At 37.3% G+C, this 23,810-nt stretch carries 19 protein-coding genes, 1 CRISPR repeat array and 1 other annotated feature (1 of these 21 running past the window's edge); of the genes, 15 read left to right on the plus strand and 4 right to left on the minus strand.

Going from position 1 to position 23,810, the window contains the following annotated elements:
- Positions 1 to 148 precede the first annotated feature (148 nt).
- A complete protein-coding gene (locus tag BN985_RS16065) occupies positions 149 to 736 on the minus strand; it encodes a DUF6241 domain-containing protein (protein ID WP_052360719.1) in 588 nt (195 codons plus the stop codon).
- Between the two features lie 493 nt (positions 737 to 1,229).
- Here BN985_RS16065 and BN985_RS16070 point away from each other — a divergent pair, with 493 nt between their 5' ends.
- Entirely contained in the window at positions 1,230 to 1,832 is a 603-nt protein-coding gene (locus BN985_RS16070; RefSeq protein ID WP_042224704.1) for a hypothetical protein, read from the plus strand.
- A 39-nt stretch (positions 1,833 to 1,871) separates the two neighbouring features.
- On the opposite strand, the gene BN985_RS16075 is transcribed toward BN985_RS16070, so the two are convergent.
- Positions 1,872 to 3,428, minus strand: a complete 1,557-nt coding sequence (locus BN985_RS16075; RefSeq protein WP_042224705.1) for an ABC-F family ATP-binding cassette domain-containing protein — start codon at positions 3,426 to 3,428, stop codon at positions 1,872 to 1,874.
- A gap of 173 nt (positions 3,429 to 3,601) precedes the next feature.
- Here BN985_RS16075 and BN985_RS16080 point away from each other — a divergent pair, with 173 nt between their 5' ends.
- The 8 genes from BN985_RS16080 (at position 3,602) to BN985_RS16115 (ending at position 11,740) form a co-directional block, all read left to right on the plus strand.
- A complete protein-coding gene (locus BN985_RS16080; protein WP_042224706.1) occupies positions 3,602 to 5,206 on the plus strand; it encodes a BCCT family transporter in 1,605 nt (534 codons plus the stop codon).
- 481 nt (positions 5,207 to 5,687) lie between these two features.
- Positions 5,688 to 6,080: an IS200/IS605 family transposase gene (tnpA, locus tag BN985_RS16090; protein ID WP_042224707.1), complete on the plus strand. Its 393-nt coding sequence runs from the start codon at positions 5,688 to 5,690 to the stop codon at positions 6,078 to 6,080.
- A gap of 16 nt (positions 6,081 to 6,096) precedes the next feature.
- Entirely contained in the window at positions 6,097 to 7,209 is a 1,113-nt protein-coding gene (locus tag BN985_RS16095) for an RNA-guided endonuclease TnpB family protein (protein WP_042224708.1), read from the plus strand.
- 233 nt (positions 7,210 to 7,442) lie between these two features.
- The gene (locus BN985_RS19510; protein WP_269635363.1) at positions 7,443 to 7,574 is read left to right on the plus strand and encodes a hypothetical protein; all 132 of its coding nucleotides are present in this window, start codon (positions 7,443 to 7,445) and stop codon (positions 7,572 to 7,574) included.
- Entirely contained in the window at positions 7,514 to 8,284 is a 771-nt protein-coding gene (locus tag BN985_RS16100) for an alpha/beta fold hydrolase (RefSeq protein ID WP_232225603.1), read from the plus strand. The genes BN985_RS19510 and BN985_RS16100 overlap by 61 nt, the downstream gene beginning before the upstream one ends.
- A gap of 49 nt (positions 8,285 to 8,333) precedes the next feature.
- Positions 8,334 to 9,176 (plus strand): thermonuclease family protein, encoded by an 843-nt coding sequence (locus tag BN985_RS16105; protein WP_052360720.1) that lies wholly within the window; start codon positions 8,334 to 8,336, stop codon positions 9,174 to 9,176.
- Positions 9,177 to 9,254: 78 nt separating this feature from the next.
- A complete protein-coding gene (locus BN985_RS16110; RefSeq protein WP_042224709.1) occupies positions 9,255 to 10,349 on the plus strand; it encodes a glycerol dehydrogenase in 1,095 nt (364 codons plus the stop codon).
- 167 nt (positions 10,350 to 10,516) lie between these two features.
- Positions 10,517 to 11,740, plus strand: a complete 1,224-nt coding sequence (locus tag BN985_RS16115; RefSeq protein ID WP_042223810.1) for an ISL3 family transposase — start codon at positions 10,517 to 10,519, stop codon at positions 11,738 to 11,740.
- A 51-nt stretch (positions 11,741 to 11,791) separates the two neighbouring features.
- Here the strand turns inward: BN985_RS16115 and BN985_RS16120 are convergent, their stop codons facing one another.
- Complete coding sequence (locus BN985_RS16120) at positions 11,792 to 12,361, minus strand: cupin domain-containing protein (protein WP_042224710.1); 570 nt, start codon at positions 12,359 to 12,361, stop codon at positions 11,792 to 11,794.
- A 176-nt stretch (positions 12,362 to 12,537) separates the two neighbouring features.
- On the opposite strand from BN985_RS16120, the gene BN985_RS16125 reads away from it, so the two are divergent.
- Complete coding sequence (locus BN985_RS16125; RefSeq protein WP_042224712.1) at positions 12,538 to 13,506, plus strand: MsnO8 family LLM class oxidoreductase; 969 nt, start codon at positions 12,538 to 12,540, stop codon at positions 13,504 to 13,506.
- A gap of 65 nt (positions 13,507 to 13,571) precedes the next feature.
- Here BN985_RS16125 and BN985_RS16130 read toward each other — a convergent pair whose 3' ends face one another.
- Positions 13,572 to 14,810 carry an MFS transporter gene (locus tag BN985_RS16130; protein WP_042224714.1) on the minus strand — a complete coding sequence of 413 codons (1,239 nt, stop codon included), beginning with the start codon at positions 14,808 to 14,810 and terminating at the stop codon, positions 13,572 to 13,574.
- A 64-nt stretch (positions 14,811 to 14,874) separates the two neighbouring features.
- Positions 14,875 to 15,135, minus strand: a binding site (T-box leader).
- 232 nt (positions 15,136 to 15,367) lie between these two features.
- Between BN985_RS16130 and BN985_RS16135 the strand changes: the two genes are divergently transcribed.
- The 5 genes from BN985_RS16135 to cas2 all read left to right on the plus strand — a co-directional run bounded on the left by BN985_RS16135 (position 15,368) and on the right by cas2 (position 21,897).
- On the plus strand, positions 15,368 to 16,417 hold the full coding sequence (locus BN985_RS16135; RefSeq protein ID WP_042224715.1) for a hypothetical protein: 1,050 nt from the start codon (positions 15,368 to 15,370) through the stop codon (positions 16,415 to 16,417).
- 166 nt (positions 16,418 to 16,583) lie between these two features.
- Positions 16,584 to 17,123, plus strand: coding sequence for a hypothetical protein (locus BN985_RS16140; protein ID WP_042224717.1), 540 nt, complete (start codon positions 16,584 to 16,586; stop codon positions 17,121 to 17,123).
- Between the two features lie 335 nt (positions 17,124 to 17,458).
- Positions 17,459 to 20,692: a type II CRISPR RNA-guided endonuclease Cas9 gene (gene cas9, locus BN985_RS16145; protein WP_042224718.1), complete on the plus strand. Its 3,234-nt coding sequence runs from the start codon at positions 17,459 to 17,461 to the stop codon at positions 20,690 to 20,692.
- Entirely contained in the window at positions 20,682 to 21,584 is a 903-nt protein-coding gene (gene cas1 / locus BN985_RS16150) for a type II CRISPR-associated endonuclease Cas1 (RefSeq protein ID WP_042224719.1), read from the plus strand. Before cas9 ends, cas1 begins: the two co-directional genes overlap by 11 nt.
- Positions 21,585 to 21,588: 4 nt before the next feature.
- Entirely contained in the window at positions 21,589 to 21,897 is a 309-nt protein-coding gene (gene cas2 / locus BN985_RS16155) for a CRISPR-associated endonuclease Cas2 (RefSeq protein ID WP_042224721.1), read from the plus strand.
- Between the two features lie 150 nt (positions 21,898 to 22,047).
- Positions 22,048 to 23,810: direct repeats of the CRISPR family, unit length 36 nt; unit sequence ATCATATCACATCAAGATTTACAGGGGAATTATGGC; it runs 249 nt beyond the window's last position.

A 23,810-nucleotide genomic window follows, 5' to 3' on the forward strand; every position in this document is an offset into this window, starting at 1 on the left:
AGAATCATACGATTACCGTTTAAGGACAAGAAAGATAGATTTCTTGAGTTACTATGGGCTCAGTAATAAAAAAAGATAATATAAAAAGGAGAACTATAATTTATAGTTCCTCTTTCTTGGTATAAGATATGAATTTTAGGATTTAATGCTATTGAAAATTACTTTCAACATAAGCTATTTCCTCAGAAATAGATAAAGAGGCTGTTGCTTTTCCTACTGTTCCATCTTGGTATTCCCAAAAATAGTTATGATCGTTTACGGCTTTACTGAAGTCTTTATCTTTCCAATTTTCAAGGATGCCCAATAAAGTTGCTTTGTTATCAAAGTTGCTGTTCTTTACAACCATATAAACCTGTGCGATTGTGTCTGGGTGCATTGGGATTTTTCCCCACTTTTTTTCAGCTCTAACTTTTTGGTGAACCATTTGATGCATAACGTCTACAACTTTACTTTGACTCGTGTTTGCGTCAATATCTAATTGTAACTCATCTTCATTGATTTCTGATAAAACCTTATCTAACCGGGATAGTTCTTCTGCCGTGTCGTCTTGGTTGGTATTAATATTTTCGGAACCATTTTCCTTCTTTTGATTTGTTTCTTTTGCGTCGGCAACACTACTATTACTACCTTCGGCTAATTGTTGTTCATTTCCCCAATTCCACAATGAGTTAAAACCGAACCAAATAGTAGCTATAAAAGCTAAGGTAATAACTGTGCCAATCATAATTTTTTTCATGCTTATTTCCCCCTATTAATTTTATTTTATATGTATACAAAAACCCGAAAAAAGCCAAGACGTGAATCGCTCGACCTGATAGAATATCGGGATAGTCCGAATAATTAGGTACAATTAACTATGAATGATGTAAAAAAATATAATGTTATAGCCAAGTATATGAGATTTTATAAGATTAACAAATTGTTTAATAAGACGTACAAACATATTGAAATGCAGTAAGAGTTTAATATAAGATATTGGTAAGGTTATCATATTATGGATCAATTTGGAAATAAGTTTGTTTCTATGTACGTGTTTATTTAAGAGGGGCGGTTAAAATATGAACCAGTTAATTATGATGGTATTTTCATTTGTAGTTATGTTAGGAATCAGTTCTTTCTTAAATATTATGTTTAAAACTACTGAAAAAAAGCATTGGATAGCATCTTTTCTTCTAAGTTTGTTCTTATCTATTGTTATCACAATGTTTTTGGGGTAGGGGGTTATAAAGGTGATATTATCTACAGTTATTCTAGGATGGATAGGGATTGGTATATTTGTTACAATGCTTCTTACTTTCATGAAGCTTATAAAAAACAAGGAACATGGATTCCTTCATTTATTAATGGGTTTCATGTATGCTATGTGGCTACCATTGCCATTCGCACTATATTTTGAGCTAGAGCAAGAACTCCTTTTTACAGGTAGCATCTTCGGCTTTGTCTACTTATTGATGCTTGTTATCACAATGGGCTTTCAGACAGGGCATATCGTACATATTGTAAAACAAGAACAGAGTGAAGTTTGGGATGAAAGAGCTTCGTGGATGCTTGATACATTCTCAAGTTCTTTTGAGGGATTAGCAAATGTATTCAAAAGTATTTGGTCTATTTTCCTAGCTATAGCATTTTGGATAAATGAAGAAATCACAATGGCAATACTGATGAGTTTATTTAGTCTTATGATCATTTATTACCTGAATAACCTGATCAATGTAAGCACAATAAAAAGAATCAAACTAACGGAAAAGTTAAAGCCAAATCCTTTCATTTATAACATAGAGGCATTGCTGTTTTTCTTAACTCTTATGATCTACATCACAATGCAATTATAAAGAGCGCCTGTATTGAACTAGGCGCTCTTCGTTTTTTTTCTAAAATGCTTTTGTTGTCCAATCTTCACAGTTCCAGACTTCTGTTACGATGTCTTCATAAAAGTCTGGCTCGTGGGAAATGAGTAAAACACTCCCCTTAAAGTCTTTAAGTGCACGTTTAAGCTCCGCCTTGGCTTCTTTGTCAAGGTGATTTGTGGGCTCATCGAGTACAAGCAAGTTGGATTCCCGATTTAACAGTTTGCAAAGTCGTACCTTGGCTTTCTCACCACCACTTAATACCTGTACTTTACTTTCAATGTGTTTAGTAGTAAGGCCACATCTAGCTAGAGCGGCCCGCACTTCATATTGATTCATATGAGGGAATTCATCCCAAACCTCCTCAATACAGGTCTTCTTGCTGACCTCTTTCATTTCCTGCTGAAAGTATCCAATGTGAAGGTGCTCACCTAGCTCTACATTACCTGAAAGAGCAGGGATTTCGCCTAGAATACTCCGGAGTAAGGTTGTTTTACCAATGCCGTTTGCACCTGATAGTGCAAGCTTTTGTCCGCGTTCCATCGCTAAATTTAATGGGCGGGACAACGGTTCTTCATAACCGATCACGAGGTCGCTTGTTTCGAACAGATATCTGCCTGGTGTCCGTGCTGTTTTAAATTCAAATTGAGGTTTTGGCTTCTCTGCATCTAATTCAATTACTTCCATTTTATCTAGTTTTTTCTGACGGGACATTGCCATTTTACTCGTTGCTGCATTTGCTTTATTTCGTGCAACAAAGTCCTTCAAATTAGCAATCTCTTTTTGCTGTTTTTTATAGGCGGCAGCCTGTTGTTGCTTCTTCATATCATACACACGTAAAAATTCATCATAGTCACCAGGATAGCGGGTGAGCTGCTGATTTTCCATGTGATAAATAAGGTTGACCACACTGTTCATAAAAGGAATATCATGGGAAACAAGAATAAAGGCATGTTCATATGCCAATAGGTATTCCTTTAACCAGACAATATGCTCTACGTCTAAATAGTTTGTCGGTTCATCCAAAAGCAAAATATCGGGTTTCTCTAAGAGTAATTTAGCTAGAAGCACTTTCGTACGCTGCCCGCCACTTAAATCATGAACATCTCGCTCTAGCCCAAAATCATCGAGTCCAAGTCCGTTTGCTACCTCATCGACCTTTGCATCAATAATATAAAAATCGTTGTTGGTTAAAGCGTCTTGTATACGACCAGTTTCCTCAAGGATTTCCTCAAGTTCCTCTGGCTCTACTTCTCCCATTTTGCCATAAAGTTCGTTCATTTCTGTTTCCATATCGTATAGATATTGAAAAGCCGTCCGCAGCGCATCACGTATGGTAATGCCTTTTTTTAGCACGGCATGCTGATCTAAATAGCCAACACGCACATGCTTTGCCCAGCTTACCTTCCCTGCGTCTGGCTCTAATTTTCCTGTGATAATGTTCATAAAAGTAGACTTTCCTTCACCATTTGCACCTAGAAGTCCAATATGCTCTCCTTGTAGCAAGCGAAAGGAAACATCCTCAAATATAGCACGGTCTCCAAACCCGTGGCTCAAGTTACTTACTGATAATAAACTCATGTTAAAACACCTTTTCTTTCTTAAGATTCCACTCCTCATTATAGCGGTCCTTAGTCAAAAAGGATAGGGAACAAAGGTAAAAATAAGCAGCATGTTATTGGTTTAAGCAAGCAAGCTGTGTGGTAGAGAAGTAGTATGCAGTAATGTGATTGAAATATTGGAGGTAGCATAACATGGAGAATAATAGTGAAAATAAGAAAAAAGCACGTTTAATAGACTATCGGATATTCGCACCAGCTTTATTAATTGTAATTGCGATTTGTATTCCGTTAGTAATATATGAACAGCGGTCACTGGAAGTACTTAATAGCATTTTTAATAGTATTGTAAATAACTTTCGGTGGGGCTATCTTTGGTATGCTGTTATTTTAGTAGCAGCGGGGTTATTCTTTTCTTTTTCCAAGTATGGAAATGTAGTACTTGGGGATCCGATGGAAAAACCTAGGTTTACTTTATTCGAATATGCTTCGATTTTAATTGCAATGGGATTAGGTTCAACCATTATGCGAACAGGTATGGTAGAGTGGGCAAATGTTGCAATAAACCCACCTTTTGGTACCGAAGCAGGGTCTACAGAGGCACTACTATGGGGAAATACGTACGCTATGTTTCTTTGGAGCTTTCAAACCTTTGCCGTCTTTGTCATGGCTGCACCAGCAATGGCTTATATTTTGCACGTAAGGAAAAAACCACTATTCCGGATTTCTGAAGCATGTCGTGTTATTTTCGGAGATAAGTTTACAGATGGGGTTGGAGGTAAAGTACTAGACGTGGTCTTTTTAATCAGTATCCTATCAGGGGCTGCTGTAACACTAGGTCTTGGTGCGCCAATCATTACGAATAACCTTTCAGAATTACTTAACATAGAGGTTACATTTACACTTACCTTAATTGTTACAGTTATTTGGGTACTGTTATTCTCTCTTAGTGCGTACTTAGGAATAGAGCGTGGTATTAAACGTTTAAGTACATTTAACATGTATTTGGCCGGAGGATTCGCATTATTTGTCATGATTCTCGGACCAGGAATATTTATCCTAAACTTTTTTACCGAAACAATGGGTTCTCTTTTATCCAATTACGTTGACCTATCACTGTATACAAACACATTAAATATGGAAAGCACCACAAGGGTAGAAAGTAACACCGTTTTCTGGTTTGCTTACAATTTAACATGGGCTATGCTACACAGTGTGTTTGCCGCAAAAATATCACGTGGTCGTACGATCAAAGAAATGATCTTAACATATTTGTTGGCGCCAACTTTAATCTCTTGGGTAGCTACAGGTATTTTAGGTGGACTTGGGATTCATCGTTTCCTTACTGGAGATGTGGACGTACTAAATATTATTAGTGAACAAGGTGAGATGGCTGCAATTCCACAAATACTAACTTCATTACCATTGGAAAATGTAGCACTTGTCATCTTCCTGGTTATTGCAACCATTTTCTTGACGACTACATTGGATTCAACAACGTATACGATCGCTGCTTATGCAGGAACACAAAATATGAGTAAGTCAGAACCACCAAGGTCTCTACGTATTGTAGTTGCTGCAATTATTACAGGATTAGCGCTTGTTCTTATGCGAGTAGGAGGACTTCCTCCGCTTGAAGTGGTCTCTGGACTTATGGGGCTACCAATTATCGTCTTACAGGTTCTAACCATTTACGCAGCGAAGAAAATGATGGATGAAGATCAAGCATTTATACACAATGTACGTAAGAAGGATGGACCACAAGAAAAGAAGAAGAGATATAGTAAGGTAGATAACTAAGGAAAAGGCAGGGGTTTAGCTCCCTGTCTTTTTTGTGCTTTTCAAGATTCTTTGCTTTCACTCCAGTCACTAGGCTTGAGAGTCAAGATGCTCTATCAAATTCGTCCAGAGTACCCTCACTTCAAGTTTTCGTTAGGAAATTAAGTGGCGGGAGTATTCATAAATGTCCTGGTTGCACAGCGAAACTACGAATTAAATATGGTAATATTTAGTTATAAGTAGATGGGTTTTATAATGAATAAAAAGCTATATTTATAAAACAATGAATTTAAACCATGAGTGTGTGGTAATGATCTAAAATTTTGTTGTTGATTTAACGTATTTACGAAAGAAGTCTCCCTTCTTCAAACGTGTGAAGGGCATAGCCCAACGGTAAGGGGGAGATGAATTTCGTTTGGGCGATAGCCCAAATGCCTTTTCTTCTAGCTTTTGGCTTAACATGGTATAATTAGTCATATAAAGTATAAGGACTGATATAACAATGAAATTAGACAGCAATAATCATTCGGTATTCTTGATGTATTACCACCTTGTGTTAGTTGTGAAATATCGAAGAAAAGTAATAGATGATACGATTTCAGACTATGCCAAAGATAAATTTTTGTCTTTGTGTGAAAAATATAATATTACACTGGTGGAATGGAACCACGATATGGACCATGTTCATATTTTGTTCAAAGCACAACCCAACAGTGAAATATCGAAGTTTATTAATGCCTATAAAAGTGCCAGTTTAAGACTTATCAAGAAGGACTTTCCTCATGTTCGTAAAAAGTTATGGAAAGAAATGTTTTGGTCAAGAAGTTTTTGTTTGTTAACGACTGGTGGTTCTCCTATTGAAGTGGTGAAAAAATACATTGAAAATCAAGGGTAAAGTGAGGTGATTTGATATGGCTAAACAACATAAAGCGTATAAGTTTCGTCTTTATCCAACAAAAGAACAGGAATTCGTTATACGAAAGACCTTTGGTTGTGTTCGCTTTGTTTATAATAAAATGTTAGCAGAACGAAAAGAAACGTATGAAACCTTAAAAGAGAATAAAGAAGAATGGAAAAAAGTAAAACATCCTACTCCTGCTAAATACAAAAAAGAATACGAATGGCTAAAAGAAGTGGATTCTTTAGCGTTGGCAAACGCACAATTAAATTTAGATAAGGCATATAAAGCCTTTTTCAAAGGCAATGCTCGGTTTCCAAGATTCAAAAGTAAACGCCATAAACAAAGCTATACAACGAATGTCGTCAATGGAAATATTCAGTTGTTGGATGGTCATATCAAATTACCTAAATTGAAAAGCCTTAAAATGAAACAACATAGAAAGATACCATCAGAATACAAAATAAAATCTTGTACCGTATCTATGACTGCATCAGGAAAATACTATATTTCTATTCTTACAGAATATGAGAAGGAGATAGAAAGAAAAGAAATTGAAAAAGTGGTGGGATTAGATTTTGCGATGGATGGGTTGTTTGTCGATAGCGAGGGTGAGAAAGCCAATTACCCTAAATTTTATCGACTAATGCTTGAAAAATTAGCAAAAGAACAACGTAAACTCTCCCGGAAAAAGAAAGGCTCTTCAAATTGGAATAAACAGCGTATTCGAGTAGCTAAGATCCAAGAGAAAGTAGCAAATCAACGGAAGAACTTTCTGCACCATAAATCAAAAGCGTTAGTTTCTAAATTTGATGCTGTTGTGATGGAAGATTTAGACATGAAAGGAATGGCACAAGCACTTAAATTTGGTAAAAGCGTAGCTGATAATGGATGGGGAATGTTCACTTCTTTCTTACAGTACAAACTCAAAGAACAAGGGAAACAACTTATCAAAATTGACAAATGGTTCCCGTCTACCAAAACGTGTTCAAGTTGCGGAAAGACCCAACCAATGCCTATGGAAATGAGGGTATACACTTGTTCGTGTGGACTAAATCTCGATAGAGATTATAATGCAGCACGCAATATCAAAAAAGAAGGCATTCGCTTATTAGCAACTACCTAATGAAAATACAAACTCTTGGAACAAGAGGGTTAGCTTGGCCCATTTCGTCAGCTATCAAAAGTGGCGATTACCCAAGAAGCCCCCACTTCAAGCAACCCATAAGGGTGGTAAGTGTGGGAGTAGTTCACATGATTCGAATCCACCTGTTAGAAACATTACGTTATATGAAACTAGCATAAACAGTAGTGAGCCAATTCTATTGTAAATCAACAGCATACTAAGGAGATAATGAAATGTACTTTAAAACAAATGATGGAGTAGATTTGTATTATGAAGTAAGTGGGGAAGGCCCCCCTGCCTGTTTTTGCATGGAGGACCAGGGTATTGGAGTAAAGCCTTTCAGCATTACGCAGGTAGTTTTTTAGAACAGAATTTAAAGATGATTTATTTGGACCAACGTGGATGTGGGAGATCTGAACATAGTCTGGCAACGGACTATTCTTTAAATAGATTGGTTAGGGATATAGAGGAGTTACGCACCCATTTAGGTTATAAGGAATGGCTGGTTATGGCTCACTCTTTTGGAGGTATACTGGCCGTTAGTTATGCCCATCAATTTCCCGACAAAACAAAAGGATTAATTTTATCTAACGTCACACTTCATATGTCCGATTCTTTTCAGAAACAAATTACCAAAGGATCATTTTTACTAAATAAAAGTGTGCAAGAAGTGAGTAAAGACACTTTAGAGTTAGTTATGGAAAACTATTATGAAATGGTTACCAGCTTGCTGGATAATGGGTTATATTTCACCCTACAATATAACGATTTAGAAAAAAAGAAGGAAGTCGACCAAATTGATCAGACAGGTCTCCATAGTGACCCTGATTTCCAGAAATTTGTTTTCTCATCTGAAGAGTACTTCCAAGATTTTTCCTTGCTTACGAGTAAGATTAGCAAACCAGTTTTAATTATTGCTGGGGAATATGATGATGCAGTGGGTCCAACACATCATCATCTCTTTCAATTTAAAAACCAGATAGTAAAGGTGTTAGAAAGCAGTCACCACCCATATATTGAAAATCAAACAGAATTCAATCAGGCTATCCTTCATTTTTTAAAAGTTGGTTTATAGTTATACCTTTCATTATTCATAGAAAAGTAGTTCAACACGGAGGGACATCATGAAATTAAATTTTTACATAAGAATAGCAATAGTTGCCACCTTTCTGTTCTTTTTAGTAGGTTGTGGAACAATGAATGACATCGAGACGAAGGGAACATCATCTGAGGAAGAAGATAAAGTTGCAGGAGAGAAGGAATCTGACCTAAAGGAAAAAGAAATAGAGAATGAAGAAAAAGTCACACAACAACAGCATCATATAGCTGCAAAAGTGAGCCGGGTAGTTGATGGTGATACAGTGAAAGTTATCTATAACGGAAAGGAAGAAACGGTACGCTTGCTGTTAGTTGATACACCAGAGACAAAGCACCCATCAAAGCCAGTTCAGCCACTAGGTCCGGAAGCGAGCAGTTTTGCAAAAGAAGTATTGGAAGGTGAGCAAGTGGGATTGGAGTTTGATGGTCCTAAACGAGATAAATATGACCGCCTCCTTGCCTACCTATGGGTTGATGGGGTGATGTTTAATCAAATGCTGTTAGAGCAAGGGCTTGCCCGCCTTGCTTATGTCTATGATCCCCCTTATAACCATTTCGAAGCATACATGAAAGCACAGAACAAAGCAAAGGAAGAAGGTCTTGGTATTTGGAGCAGAGATGGTTATGTAACGGATGAAGGATTTTATTATCAAGATGAGGAAGAAAGGTCTGTAAACAATAGAGATACAGAGCCTGGAACTTCAAATAAAGTAAATTACGACCCCAATGGGCCTGACAGGGACTGTGGAGATTTTAATACCCAAGGGGAAGCGCAAATATTCTTTGAGGCAGCAGGTGGTCCGCATGAAGACCCACACCGACTTGATGGAAATGATGGAGACGGGTTAGTTTGCGAAAGTTTACCTTAGGGTAATACTAATTGTGGTGTACGGTGAAGTTGTGAACAAACATAGTAGTATACTTAAATTAATTGAAGGAGTGGTTAGGTGTCTGAAATTATATTCGTTTCACCAAGTAAGTATATCCAAGGGAAAAACGCATTAGAGAAAATAGGAAAACATGTTAAAGAAACTGCAAGCAAAAAACCTTTAATCCTCTCTGACGAAACGGTATGGGGAATTACAGGAGAAGCGATTGAAAAAAGTTTTAAAGAAGAAGATTTGAACTATCATTATGTCGAATTTAACGGCGAGGCTTCATGGACGGAAATTAACAGAATTACGGATGAAGGTAAGAACGAGTCCGTTGATGCGATAATTGGAGTTGGCGGAGGTAAGACCCTCGATACAGCAAAAGCTATTGCGGATCAGTTAGAGACAGGTGTTATTATTGTTCCTACAACAGCTTCTACCGACGCACCAACTAGTTCTCTGTCGGTAATTTATTCGGATAAAGGTGTATTTGAATCCTATAACTTTTATAAAAAGAATCCAGACCTTGTCCTTGTTGATACAAAAGTAGTTGCTGGCGCACCACCAAGATTATTTGCTTCAGGTATTGCAGATGCTATGGCGACATGGGTTGAAGCAAGAGCCGCTATTAAAAGTAACAGTGATACTATGGCTGGTGGGAAGACAAGCATTGCAGCTAAAGCTATTGCAGAAAAATGTGAAGAAACACTTTTTGCATATGGACAAGCAGCCTATAAAGCAGTCAAAGAAGGTCTTGTAACCCAGCATGTGGAAGCTATTGTGGAGGCAAATACGTTGCTATCCGGTCTTGGCTTTGAAAGTGGTGGACTAGCAGGGGCACATTCCATTCATAACGGTTTTACCGTATTAGATGGTGACATACATCATCTAACACATGGCGAGAAGGTTGCGTATGGAACACTCGCACATCTTGTTTTAGAATTACACCCAGAAGCAGAGATTAGAAAATATATTGATTTTTATCAATCTCTTGGGCTTCCGACAACATTAAAAGATTTACATTTGGAAAATGCATCTTATGAAGACCTTGTTAAAGTTGGCGAAGCAGCAACAAGTGAAGCAGATACTATGGGGAATCTTTCTCCTGCAATTACAGCAGAAGATGTGGCAGAGGCCCTTCTGGCAGTAGACCAACTAAGTAAATCATAAAGTTTTATAAAACAGATCAGGGATGAGTTCCTTGATCTGTTTTTATTTGGTGGCTCTATAATATATGTTGGGGTACAGAGAAAATTCAGCTAAATAAAACACGCAAACTCCGAATTTTGTTAGACTTGTTTTAACCACAAAACAATAACAAAAGGAGTTGCGTGTAAGTGAATTTTAACATTTCTTTCCCAGGTTTAGAAGAGTTTCGTATTAAAAAAACGATTGAAAATGGTGGAGTTTTTCAGCTGCATGTGGAACTGGATTCCAAGCCCCATCGTTGTCCAGCGTGTAATACCCTAACACAAAAGGTGCACGATTATCGCACTCAAAAGATACAGCACTCAAAACTGTTTATGAGAGAGACGCTAATTTTTTACCGTAAACGTCGCTATAAATGTGAACACCCACAATGTAAAAGGCGTTTTTATGAAAGTAATTCATTGGTAGAACGCTATCAACGGCAGTCCAAAGAACTAAAGCAAGCTATTGCGTTAGAGCTAATTCATGGAAAAAACTTTAAAGCAATTGCCTCTCGATTTAACACTTCTGCAACTACTGTAATGCGTAGGTTTGATGAAGTGGGATCTAGCTTTTTGGAGGAAACACGAGAGTTACCTTCTGTAATCGCTATTGATGAATACAAGGGAGATTCAGACGGAGAAAAATACCAAACTATTATTGCCGATCCGGTGGATCGGAAGCCCCTCGAGATATTGCCGGATAGGAAAAAAGAAACGGTAGAGGCTTATCTAAGAGAGCATGGTCAGAAAGTAGAAAAAGTTGTAATGGATATGAGCCCTTCATTCAAAGCAGCTGTGGACCAAGCATTAGGGAAACCTATTGTAGTAGCTGACCGTTTTCATTTCTGTCGGCATATTTATTGGGCACTTGAGCGTGTAAGAAGAAAAGAACAAAAGCATTTTAGCGACTACGACCGTAAAAAGTGTAAGCGGATGAAACATGTGTTTAATAAGAAGCATGAAGATTTAACGGAGAAACAACGCTGGTATCTGGAACGTTACTTGAAAATGTCTGATACCTTGCGGACAGCATACCAATTAAAAGAAGCTTTTCGGTTTTGGTTTGAAGAAGCAAAGGCCCTAGGTCCTTCTAATTTAACGGCAGTCAAAGAACGTTTGTATGAGTTTTACGACTTGGTAAAAGCGTCTGGAATTGAGGAATTTAAAAAGGCCATGGAAACCTTTCAAAATTGGCAAAAAGAGATTATGAATAGCTTTGCCTTTAATTTACATAATGGCTATGTGGAGGGGATTAACAACCAAACGAAAGTAATAAAGAGGAATGCTTTTGGATACCGTCGTTTTGATCGGTTTCGAATGAGAGTATTATTACATCATCAATATAAAAATATAAATGGGCGAGTCGCATAAAGAAGGAGTGAGCGTTAGCTCACCCCAACATTTGACTTAGAACCTATTTGGTTAGGGACGATGATAGCCCTCTGGTTCGGATGCCATTGCTTGGGCTTTCGTTTCATGAACGGTGCCAAATGGGTGCTCTGGTGGAGCATAAATAGAATACAATTTCAGTGGTTTGTTACCAGTGTTTGTAATGTTATGCCAAAATCCTGCTGGAATAAAGATAGCATCATCATCAGATACACGGCGTTTGAACGACAGATTGTCTTTCTTTTTGCCCATTTCAGTCAATCCACGGCCCTGTTCAATGCGCAGAAATTGATCTACATCTCGATGTAGCTCTAGACCTATGTCCTCTCCAACTGGAATGCTCATTAACGTAACTTGCAGATGGTCTCCGCTCCATAAGGCAGTACGGAAGGTATTGTTCTGTTTGGTTGCTCTTTCGATATTGGTAACAAAGGGTTGGTAGCCATAATCTTTAAGTGTAATTCTCGGAAGGTCGCTTTGTGGCCAGTTACTTCCGTAGTAATCAGGATAATAACGAACAGTAGGATAATAAGTGTACTCAGGTGGAAAAACATTATAGTGTGTAGCCATAACATGCGGATGAGGATATGGGTAATAATACATAGACTTCAATCCTTTCACAATTTGTTCTTATAGTATGTAAGAGATTGGGTAAATGTCATTGAAAATTGTGTAGAATTAATGTAGTTGGCTCGATTACGAAGCAATATAGCAGCATGAGCGTTTATCTTTCCTTCCGCTACGTAATAAGGGAAAATGGAACAAAAAGGGGTTTCACGATGCGGTTAGGTGTGTTAGATCAAATGGCACAGCCGAAAGGAATGAGTGCTGAAGAAACGGCTGTGCGTACAATAAAATTAGCAAAATATGTGGAAAACTTGGGTTATGAGCGATATTGGTTTGCAGAACATCATGGGACAAAGGGTCTTGTATCAAGTGCCCCAGAAATTATGATGGCTGCCCTTGCAGGACAAACGAAGAGAATTGCGGTGGGAAGTGGCGGCATTTTGCTACCCCAATACAGTGCATATAAGGTTGCAGCGCAGCTGCTACAGCTCCAAGCTCTTTACCCTGGTAGAATTGAAGCTGGCGTAGGGCGTTCACCTGGGGGAAGTGAAACCATTCGCTCTTTATTGGCGGATGGGAAGCCGAATCAAATGGCTGAATATCCAGAAAAACTAAGAAGTCTCCTGCATTTTATACAGGGAGAAGGAAAAGTTAGAGCCGCTCCACGAACTGAAGTGTCACCTGGCTTATTTAGCCTTGGATTAGGAGAAAATAGTGCAGAATTTGCAGCTGAACTAGGGATAGGCTATGTTTTCGGTCACTTCATAAAACCGGAAAGAGGAGAAGCAAGCCATCGACAATACCGTGAGATGTTTAATCCAGGTCTTCTCTCTTCACCTATTGCCCGTACGGCTATCTTTGTAGTATGTGGAGAGGATGACACACATGCGGAGGAGCTTGCACGTAGCCAGGATATCTGGCTTCTACAGGTTGAAAAGGGGTTGGATAGTCGTGTTCCTAGTGTGCAGGAAGCTAATGAAAAACGACTTAGTGTCAGAGATGAGGAGAAAATTCAGTACAACAGACGCCGAATGATTGTGGGTGGTCCAGAAAAAGTTAAATCAGAGCTCCTTCGGTTATCAAAAATATATCAGTGTGAGGACTGGTTAATCTTAACCAATCTCTTTGATTTTAAAGAAAAAGAGCGGTCGTATCAAAGGATTAAGAATTTGTTCTCTTAAGGATTAAAACAGGAAGGAACATGGGGGTATAGCCATGTTCCTTTTTACAAAAGCTTCGAATTACATTATTGGTCTGCAATAGGAGACTGGAAAAATTTCCTCCTGGAGGGTAATACACTTGCACCAAGTAAGACAACCGACAACACGAACATAAGGAAAACGCCCAGGCTGACAGTGAACCGAATTGAAATGAATAATGTGGCTACACCCATCAAGCCAGTTGCAACAATTATCAAGATTGCTTCCAGCAAATTATAGAAGCTTCCAATCCGTCCCATCATATCAGAGGGGATGTGATGCTGATAGAAAGTAAGGAAACCAGTATTAGCAAAAGAGATGAAAAAGGCAAGAATAAAAAAGCCTATCCCTGCAATTAGGAAGTTAGTGGAGAAGGCATACACAATATATCCAATTGTAACAAATACAGCCCCACCTCCTATTAAAAGGGAGGTTTTTAGTTTTTGAACAATTAGTGTATTAATGCTAGCTCCCATTATAATGCCAGCCCCAGCAATGGTAACCAGAAATCCGTATTCACTATCTGATAAGAAGAGGACTTGTTTCGCAAAGGCAGCCTCCAGTGAATCCACTGCACTTGCCAAAACCATCAAGACTGAACTGAATAGAAAGTAAATGACAAAAATATATCGATTCGTAAGGCTGAAGGTTAAGACTGCTTGCCAATCTTTTATTAAAACCCTTATAGTATTGGCTTTCTCTTGCTCTGAAACGATCTTCCCTTTCTCAAGATCCGGAAGTAGCCATGTAATAAGTCCTGCGATAATTAAAGCGAAACCATTGATGTAAATAGCCAATGTGGGTGTACCTATAAAAAACAGAATGCCGGCAACAGCAGGGCCAACTAAAAAAGCCCCTGATGTAACAAAGCTATGAATAGAATTGAATTGTTTACGTTTTTTAGGTGGAATTAATTTTGTCATATAGGACATAGAAGCTGGTTCAAACATCGAACCCGCCATATTTATGATTAATACCGTCACATAGATAAGCGGAAGGGATGTTGCAAATAAGGGAAGAAAGCCAATGACTATTCCTCTAAATAGGTCTAGTCCGATCAATAATCTCCGTTTGTTCATTCGATCGATAAGACTGCCAGCCCAAAAATTTGTGAGCAGGACAGCCATTGGTTTTATTAAATAGAGGCCAGTTACGGCTAATGCAGAGCCTGTCATATTTAAGACAATAAGATTCAGTGAAATGAAATAAACCCATTCTCCAATGTTTGAAATGCCAACCTTTAACAAAAATAGCAATGGATACTTGCTATTGGACTTTGCTTTCATTCTTCCTCTCCTCCTTTAAATAAGTAGTACAAAATAAAAAAATCCCACCCCCAAGACTTAATGTCTTGGGGACGAGATTTAAAATTCTAAATCGTGGTGCCACCCCAGTTTGTTAATATGTTGCCATATTAACCTCTTCAAGTACGACAAAGATAACTTTGCTTATACTTTAGCTCTGTAACAGGAGCGCCTGTCACGCTATCATGTATCAATCCAGCGTGCTACTCTGAGTCTTGTTTCAATGAGTAAATACACACTCCTTTTCAGCGCCCGGAGCTCTCTGTTGTGCATTGTCCTCATTTACTTTTCTCGTCATCGTCTTTTTAGATAATTTTAAATAGTTTAGCAGGGAATATCGGGTAGCGCAAGCTTTATTTTTATATTTATGGGAATAATTTTTTAGTTACTAGTTCTCAGTAAAAATTAATTCTGCATTAGGTATAAAGGCCTGACTTCCGTCTTTACAATATAAAAAACAGTAAAAAGGTTCTGTTGTTATACCTCCTCTAGTTTAGCTATGATGTAAACAGATGTATAACATGAGAGGTGTTTAGTGTATGGAAAAAACGAAGCAAATGGTATGGTTATTCGGTTTGACAATATTACTTGTGGCTTGTAATGCGAATGAGCAGGACTCGTCAGCTAATGAAGCTACAGGTGAACAAAAAGAAGAAATGGCAGAAGACGTAGATGATGACTCTAAAGTAAAGGGTAAGGAGGAATCTGCGAAAACGGAAGCAAGTGAAGAAGCTTCTAGTAGTAAACAAAACGCACCTGAGGACCAGGGTGCCATGGAGGGCTGGTTTGAAGGTGAAATTGCAATCGTTGGTAAAACGGTAACTGCTTCAGGGACTACCAATTTATTACCAGGTTCTGAGCTTACGCTTGTAACTGACCCTGAAGAAGGTACTGTAATTGGAAGTAAATCAAGTACTAGTGTGGTTGAGGATGATGGGACGTTCCTAATTGAAAGAGATGTTCCAGATAACATGGAAGGACTAGTCAATCTAGAATTAAAATTTGAAGTTGTAGACCAGGAAGAGGAGGTCAATGCTCATTACGAGGATAAGCTAGGAGGTGATTTTGTCAGAGTGAGTACCGATATTAATAATGACACGTTATCTAAAAAGCTTTCCTTCAAAGAAACGATTTCCATTGACGATGGTAATCAAGCAATTGACATAGTGGAACCGAACTGGGAAGCAAATGATGAACTAGGTAATACAAATGTACAAATAGATGCTAATGTTAGCCGTAAAGGTAACTATCTGGTAGTAAAACTAAATAGTAACCTAGTTGATGGGACGTACGTAAGTGGGAAACCAATTATTCCTGGATACGTAGCTACAGGTTTCATGGCTTTTACCTATACGAATCCTGATGGTAGCGCACTTCTTTACATTAAAAATCCTGAAAAAGATGACAGAATAAAAGACTTAGAGGAATTTGAAATTTTGATTGAAATGGACCCAAGTCGTCATGAAAACAGCTTACATGTTCATGAAGCATATGGAGAAAATGGAGAAAAGCTTAAAGGTGAGCTTGTTAAGGATTTAGATGATAGCAATGTTATTGAGAAGAAGATCACTGTTATTGCGGAAAATTAGTTAGTGTTAGAAGGGGCTGCTGATATTAGTGGCTTTTTCTTTTATATTCTGTTGTATGCCACATAGATTGCGTGATCCCCCATCCCCATTTAAGTTTTGATATGGTAAACTTGTATTAAGTGTGTCTGCGTTGGTAGACAATCTTAAATGAGAAGGGAACATTAGTATGTTTGGCAGATTAATATCAATGATTTATCTTAAAGCAATTCGTTTCTTTGTCCATTCTGTTTTGAAGAAAAGAGGTAGAAAGGAAAAGGATTATAAAGAAGTGAACAAGGTTTTGAAATCCTTGCATAAGAGTCTTTTAGAGAATGAGCAGTTGAATGAGGATTTAACCGAAGGGCCAGTCCCTGTACAGAATAAGAGCTCCAAAGAGTTAGTAGCAGCATTTATCACGGTTCGCAATAAGAGAGTGGAAGAAGAAGATTTTTACATAGAGGTAGGTAGAGCCTGGGTTAAAGATCTTGGTAGCAGAAATCTTAAAGCGTCGTTTATTTGTGTTGTAGGCTTTTTTGCCGTTTGGTTCGGTGGTATGTTACTAAGTGAATACATTAGCGGCGTCATAGGAATGGTATATATTTTAGGAACATTGCTATTTCCTGTCTTTGGTATTTATTATGCGTTTAGAGGAGAACGTGCTTTAAAATGGGTTCTAGCAGCAGTGAATATTTTCAACCTTATGACAGCTATGCAAATAATATACTAAAAATCGATAAATTGGTTGAAACTAATATTGATGAGAATATATTGATAGCCAATTTTTAATTAGTTGACTAATTAAAAAAACTAAAAAATATTGACAATTTAGAAATATTGTAGTAAATTTTAATTAACAACCTTGGGGAAGGTTGTTGAATCATATCACATCAAGGTTTACAGGTAAGTTATTATGGTAAGGCATTAAGCCGTGGCGTTGGGGATCGCCTAGCTTCGCATATATTGCGGAGTTCCCCATTCAAACTATGACTAAATGCTTTTAGTCATTTTTTTTATACCTAAAACAGGTATATAGTACTAAAACACACGAATAGGGTGATTCTAATGAAGTATAGCATTGGTCTGGATATTGGGATTTCTTCTGTGGGGTGGGCGGTTATTAATCTAGACAAAGAAAGAATCGAGGACTTAAATTCTAGAATGTTTGACGTGGCCGAAAACCCTAAAAATGGTTCATCACTTGCTACACCAAGACGTGAAGCTAGATCTGCAAGGAAAAGATTAAGAAGGCGTCGTTATCGTGTTGGACGTATTCGTAATCTTATAATTAAGAAGGGCCTTTTATCTGAAGTGGAAGCTGATCATTTGTATGAATGGCAGGATGGAGATTTCGATATTTGGCTAATAAGAGTTAATGGACTGGAAAGGAAATTAACTGAGCGTGAGTTTGCCAGGATTTTGATCCATTATGCGAAAAATAGAGGGTTTAAATCAAATCGAAAGAGTGAGACCAATGAGAGTGAGGGAGGAGTCCTTTTAAAAGCTGTTAGAGAGAATGCATTGTTAATGGAAGAAAAAGGATACCGTTCTGTCGCCGAAATGCTGGTCTTGGATGAAAAGTTTAATGGTAAAAAACGCAATAAAGGTGGCGATTATTCGCATGTACTAGCTAGAGATGAAATAGAAAAAGAAATAAAAGATGTTTTTGAAAATCAACGCAAATATGGGAATGAATTTGCAACGATAAATATTGAAAAAGAATACATAGATATTTGGAGTTCTCAGAGACCTTTTTCGAGTCAAGATGATATTGCTAAGAAGATTGGAAATTGTACTTTGGAAGAAGATCAAAAAAGAGCACCGAAGTTTTCCTATACTTTTGAAAAATTCCGGGGTCTGGATAAGATAAACCGGTTACGAATTATTTCTACAGAAGGACCACAAAGATCACTGACTGGAAAAGAACGCCAAGAAGTGATGAATAGTATGTTGACTAAAAAGGAAATAAAATACAAAGATCTCAGAAAAGTATTGCAACTCAAGGATTGTGAGCGCTTTAATGAGTTATATTATGATCCAGGCGATACTAATGAGAAAAATGAAAATAAAATATTTATATCCTTGGCTGGGTACTATGCTCTAAAAAAGATTGTTAAAGAAGTAGAAGGAAAGACATTAGCAGAATCTTACCGTCCGATAGATTATGATACGTTTGCCTATGCAGTAACAGTGTATAAGGATGACCATGATGCACGTGATTATTTATCGAATGAGTATGTAAATAAAAACGGCAAAAGAGTAAGCAATCTGGCTAATAGACACTATAGTTCTGAATTGATAGAAGCACTTCTAAACTTATCATATTCAAAGTTTGGCCACCTATCATTGAAAGCTTTGAATAAAATCATCCCCTTTTTAGAAGAAGGATTACTTTATAATCAGGCTTGCGAAAAAGCAGGGTATAATTTCAATCAAAAAGTTGGTGATAAAAAGGAAAAGTTTCTTCCAGTGATTCCAGCGGACGACATTGCTAATCCCGTGGTCATTCGTGCATTATCACAAACCAGGAAAGTAATTAATGCAATTATTAAAAGGTATGGTTCCCCTTCTTCCATTTACATTGAATTAGCAAGGGACATGGGAAGACATTACAAGGAAAGAAAGGAAATTGAGAAGCAATATAATAACAACTGGAAACTAAATGAAAAGGCCAAAAATCAAATACATGAGCTGCATCCCGAAATTAGTAATCCAAGAGGGCACGATATTTTGAAATATAAATTGTGGGAAGAACAAGATGGACGCTGCGCTTATTCGTTAAGACCAATTTCACAAGAAAAATTATTTGATTATGGGACAGCAGAGGTTGATCATATCATTCCCTATAGTCGTAGTTTCGACGACAGTAATGCAAATAAAGTATTAGTTTTAGCAAGAGAAAACCAAAATAAACAAAATAGAACACCCTATGAATGGTTTGGAAATGATGAAGTTAGATGGGATAAATATATATCCTATGTTAATTCATTAAAAGTACGCAAAAAGAAAAAAGATTTATTACTGAAACAAAATTTTGATGATGAGCAGGCAGAACAGTTTAAATCCCGTCATTTAAACGATACTCGTTACATTACAAGATTCTTAAAAGCATTTATAGATGATAACTTACAATTTAGGGGAGAAGAGGGGAATAAACAATATGTATATACTGTAAATGGAGCTTATACATCGTTGATGAGAAAAAGATGGGGATTTAATAAAAACAGATCTGAAAATGACTTGCATCATGCACTGGATGCCGTATTGGTAGCAGTAAGTTTACCTTTCAGACATCGAGTAAGTAATTATTTTAAACATAGTGAATTGCATTCTTCTCAAATACTAAAGCGAAAAGGTGAACGTTTTCCCGAACCTTGGGAGGGTTTCTCTAAAGAGTTAGAAGCTCGTATGCTTCAGAATCCTGAAAAACTAAAACTTGCATTAGAAAGCTTATCCTTGGCAAGTTATGACGGCGATTTTCTGAATCGGGTGAAGCCAATATTTGTGTCGAGAATGCCAAAGAGGTCGGTTAAAGGACAGATTCATGAAGAAACAATTAGAAGACACCGTGGTTTTACAGAAAAAGGGTTAAATTTAATGGTGAAGAAATATGCACTTAAAGATATCAATTTCGATAAAAATGGTGACTTTCCGATGTATGGAAAAGAATCTGATCCAAAGACATATGCAGCGATTAAAGAAAGATACTTGGAATATGGAAAAGATGCTGGAAAAGCATTTAGTACTGTGTTGTATAAACCTTCAAAGAACCCAGAAAATGCACCTATTATCCGAAGTGTTAAATTAGAAACAACCGCAAACCAAGTGTTTCACTTAAATGATAAAACAGTTGCAGAAAATGCAAGTATTGCCCGAACGGAAGTATTCCGTCATAAAGAGAATGGGAGATATTATCTGGCTCCAGTATATGTAAGTGATGTATTAAAGAATAGAGTACCTGAAAAATTTATTACGGCTTTAAAACCTTATAGTGAATGGGAAGAAATCACATCTGATTACGAATTTTTATTTAGCTTATTCTCGAACGATATAATTAAACTAAAGATGCCTAGAGAAAAAAAGTCAAAACTAAACACAGGGGACTTAGTCACATGGGACGAGGGAATGTTTTACTTTAAAGGTGTTCATACAGGGACTGCACAGATAAATATAATTGATCATATGAGCAGCTTTAAAGATGCAATAGGTTCTAAAAGTCTGCAATCTTTTGTGAAATACCAGACTGACCCACTAGGTAATTTAACTCAAGTGCAAAAGGAAAAACGCTATGGCGTTTAGACATCTTGTTATACGGAATCCTGCAAAACTGTCAACAACTAATGAGCAGTTAGTCATAAAGCAAGAAGAATCTATTAAAATACCACTAGAGGATATTGTAACAATTACACTAGAGGATCCGGCTATTACGCTTACCAATGGAGTATTAAGTAAGTGCACCGAATATCATGTAGAGCTAATTATCTGTGATAGAAAGCGAATGCCAAGTGGGATTGTTCAACCATTCCACAGGCATTCAAGACAAAAAACAGTATTAGAAATGCAGTTGGCTTTAGGTAAACCTTTCAAAAAACGTACTTGGCAAAGAATAGTTATTCGTAAAATAGAGAATCAAGCAAGATGTTTGGAATTGTTACATAAAGCTGAAGAAGCACAGAAATTGTATAGTATTAGCCGCGGAGTTGAAACTGGAGATCGTACAAATCGTGAAGCATATGGAGCAAAGGTATATTTTGAAGCACTGTTTGGAGCTGGATTTCATAGGAGAGAAGACAATGTATATAATATCTCATTGAACTATGGCTATAGTATTATTCGTTCCTTGGTTGCTAGATCGCTTATCAGATATGGATTTACTCCTAGTTTTGGTGTTTTCCATGATAGCCAAACAAATGCATTTAATCTAGCTGATGATTTTATGGAAGTTGTTAGGCCGTTTGTAGATGTGTTAATAGCCACAAATGTAACAGAAGATAAAGAATGGTCACCTGAAATTCGTAAAGATTTATTTCAAGTCCTTGATATTATAGCTATTTGGAATCATGAAAAATTAAGTATTACGCATGGGGTTGATAATATGATCAAAAGTTTTGTTTCAGCTTGCCGGCAGCAAGATGCAAACTATCTAATCTTACCCGAACTTACTAATATTGCTGTCCATTCGTATGAGTAGATATATGAGAATAATTGTCTTTTTTGATTTGCCGGTAGTTGTACCAAGAGAAAGAAAAGCTTATTCTCGTTTTCGAAAGTTTTTATTACAAGATGGATATACTATGTTGCAATACTCAGTTTATACAAGAATCTGTAACGGAGAAGATGGTGTTCGTAAACATATGCGTCGTTTGAAAGAAAATATCCCACCAGTTAATGGCGCAATACGGGCCTTGAAGATTACGGAAAAGCAATTTGAAAACATGGAAATTCTTTTAGGAACTACTACAGCAGAGGAAGAGTTAGGTGCAAATAAAATAGATTTCTTTTAAAAGATGCTTGCAAATACAATAGCAAGTATCTTTTTCTAGAATTTTTTTAGGAAAAGGAAGAAATAGTGGGACGTTTATAAGAAAAATTACTTCTTTTTAAAAAAAGAAACCCCTTGAATGGTTGATTTATCAAGGGGTTCAGGGCCATGGATCATATCACATCAAGATTTACAGGGGAATTATGGCATATATAGAGATAAAGGCTGTGGATATACATCATATCACATCAAGATTTACAGGGGAATTATGGCAGACGAGAGAATATTATATAAAAGGGTACGATCATATCACATCAAGATTTACAGGGGAATTATGGCCCGTATATGCCGTAACTATAAAAGGCGAAAATCATATCACATCAAGATTTACAGGGGAATTATGGCTGCACGATCCCATGCTTGAGTAGCTGTCTTATCATATCACATCAAGATTTACAGGGGAATTATGGCCCTTCAAGAGATATTATGATCTTTAATACATCATATCACATCAAGATTTACAGGGGAATTATGGCAGCTCCTGTGGCATCTTCTTCATAAGCTTTATCATATCACATCAAGATTTACAGGGGAATTATGGCAGATTATGCGAAGAATGAATAGGGGGTTTCATCATATCACATCAAGATTTACAGGGGAATTATGGCACATTTTCAGTTGGTAGTCTCCAGTATTTTATCATATCACATCAAGATTTACAGGGGAATTATGGCATAAATTGGTCTATAGAAGAAAATCTAAAAATCATATCACATCAAGATTTACAGGGGAATTATGGCCCTGTCAGCATAATATACGAATTACTCAACATCATATCACATCAAGATTTACAGGGGAATTATGGCCTAGGAACGGCAATAGGCGCAGTTATAGCGATCATATCACATCAAGATTTACAGGGGAATTATGGCAACATTTCGTAATAGTGTTAAATGGTGGTAATCATATCACATCAAGATTTACAGGGGAATTATGGCTTTCCTGCCTGAAAACTCTTTACCGCAGTTATCATATCACATCAAGATTTACAGGGGAATTATGGCGTATTAATAATCAGGGTGATAAAATAACGAATCATATCACATCAAGATTTACAGGGGAATTATGGCTCATCCAACGTCCAGTTATGTTGTTTATCGATCATATCACATCAAGATTTACAGGGGAATTATGGCTATCCATTAAGACACCTGCTCAATAACAAAATCATATCACATCAAGATTTACAGGGGAATTATGGCCCCTGCTTGAGAGCCCACTCCGGCTTACGGATCATATCACATCAAGATTTACAGGGGAATTATGGCAAACTCGTAATTACCTTCGCTCGACCTATTATCATATCACATCAAGATTTACAGGGGAATTATGGCGAGTGCCACGCCATCCAGTAACGGGTGGGGATCATATCACATCAAGATTTACAGGGGAATTATGGCTGGTTTAACCTCGGCCAACTTCTATTTTCAATCATATCACATCAAGATTTACAGGGGAATTATGGCGGCTCTGTCGGCGACAAGTCGGTCACGCGCATCATATCACATCAAGATTTACAGGGGAATTATGGCCATTATATCGCAGTTTGTAGATTATTAAATATCATATCACATCAAGATTTACAGGGGAATTATGGCTGATTCCATTTCAGCTATAAGTGGCAACATATCATATCACATCAAGATTTACAGGGGAATTATGGCAGCAACCGATATACAACCCGCAAATGATAATCATATCACATCAAGATTTACAGGGGAATTATGGCATATGCTTATCATTCTTCTCAAGGGTCTTAATCATATCACATCAAGATTTACAGGGGAATTATGGCCGTACATCTACCGGATTACCATCTACTCGAATCATATCACATCAAGATTTACAGGGGAATTATGGCGTTAAAGGGTATCT

Source organism: Oceanobacillus manasiensis, assembly GCF_000724085.1.
GTDB classification, from domain to species: domain Bacteria; phylum Bacillota; class Bacilli; order Bacillales; family Amphibacillaceae; genus Oceanobacillus_B; species Oceanobacillus_B manasiensis.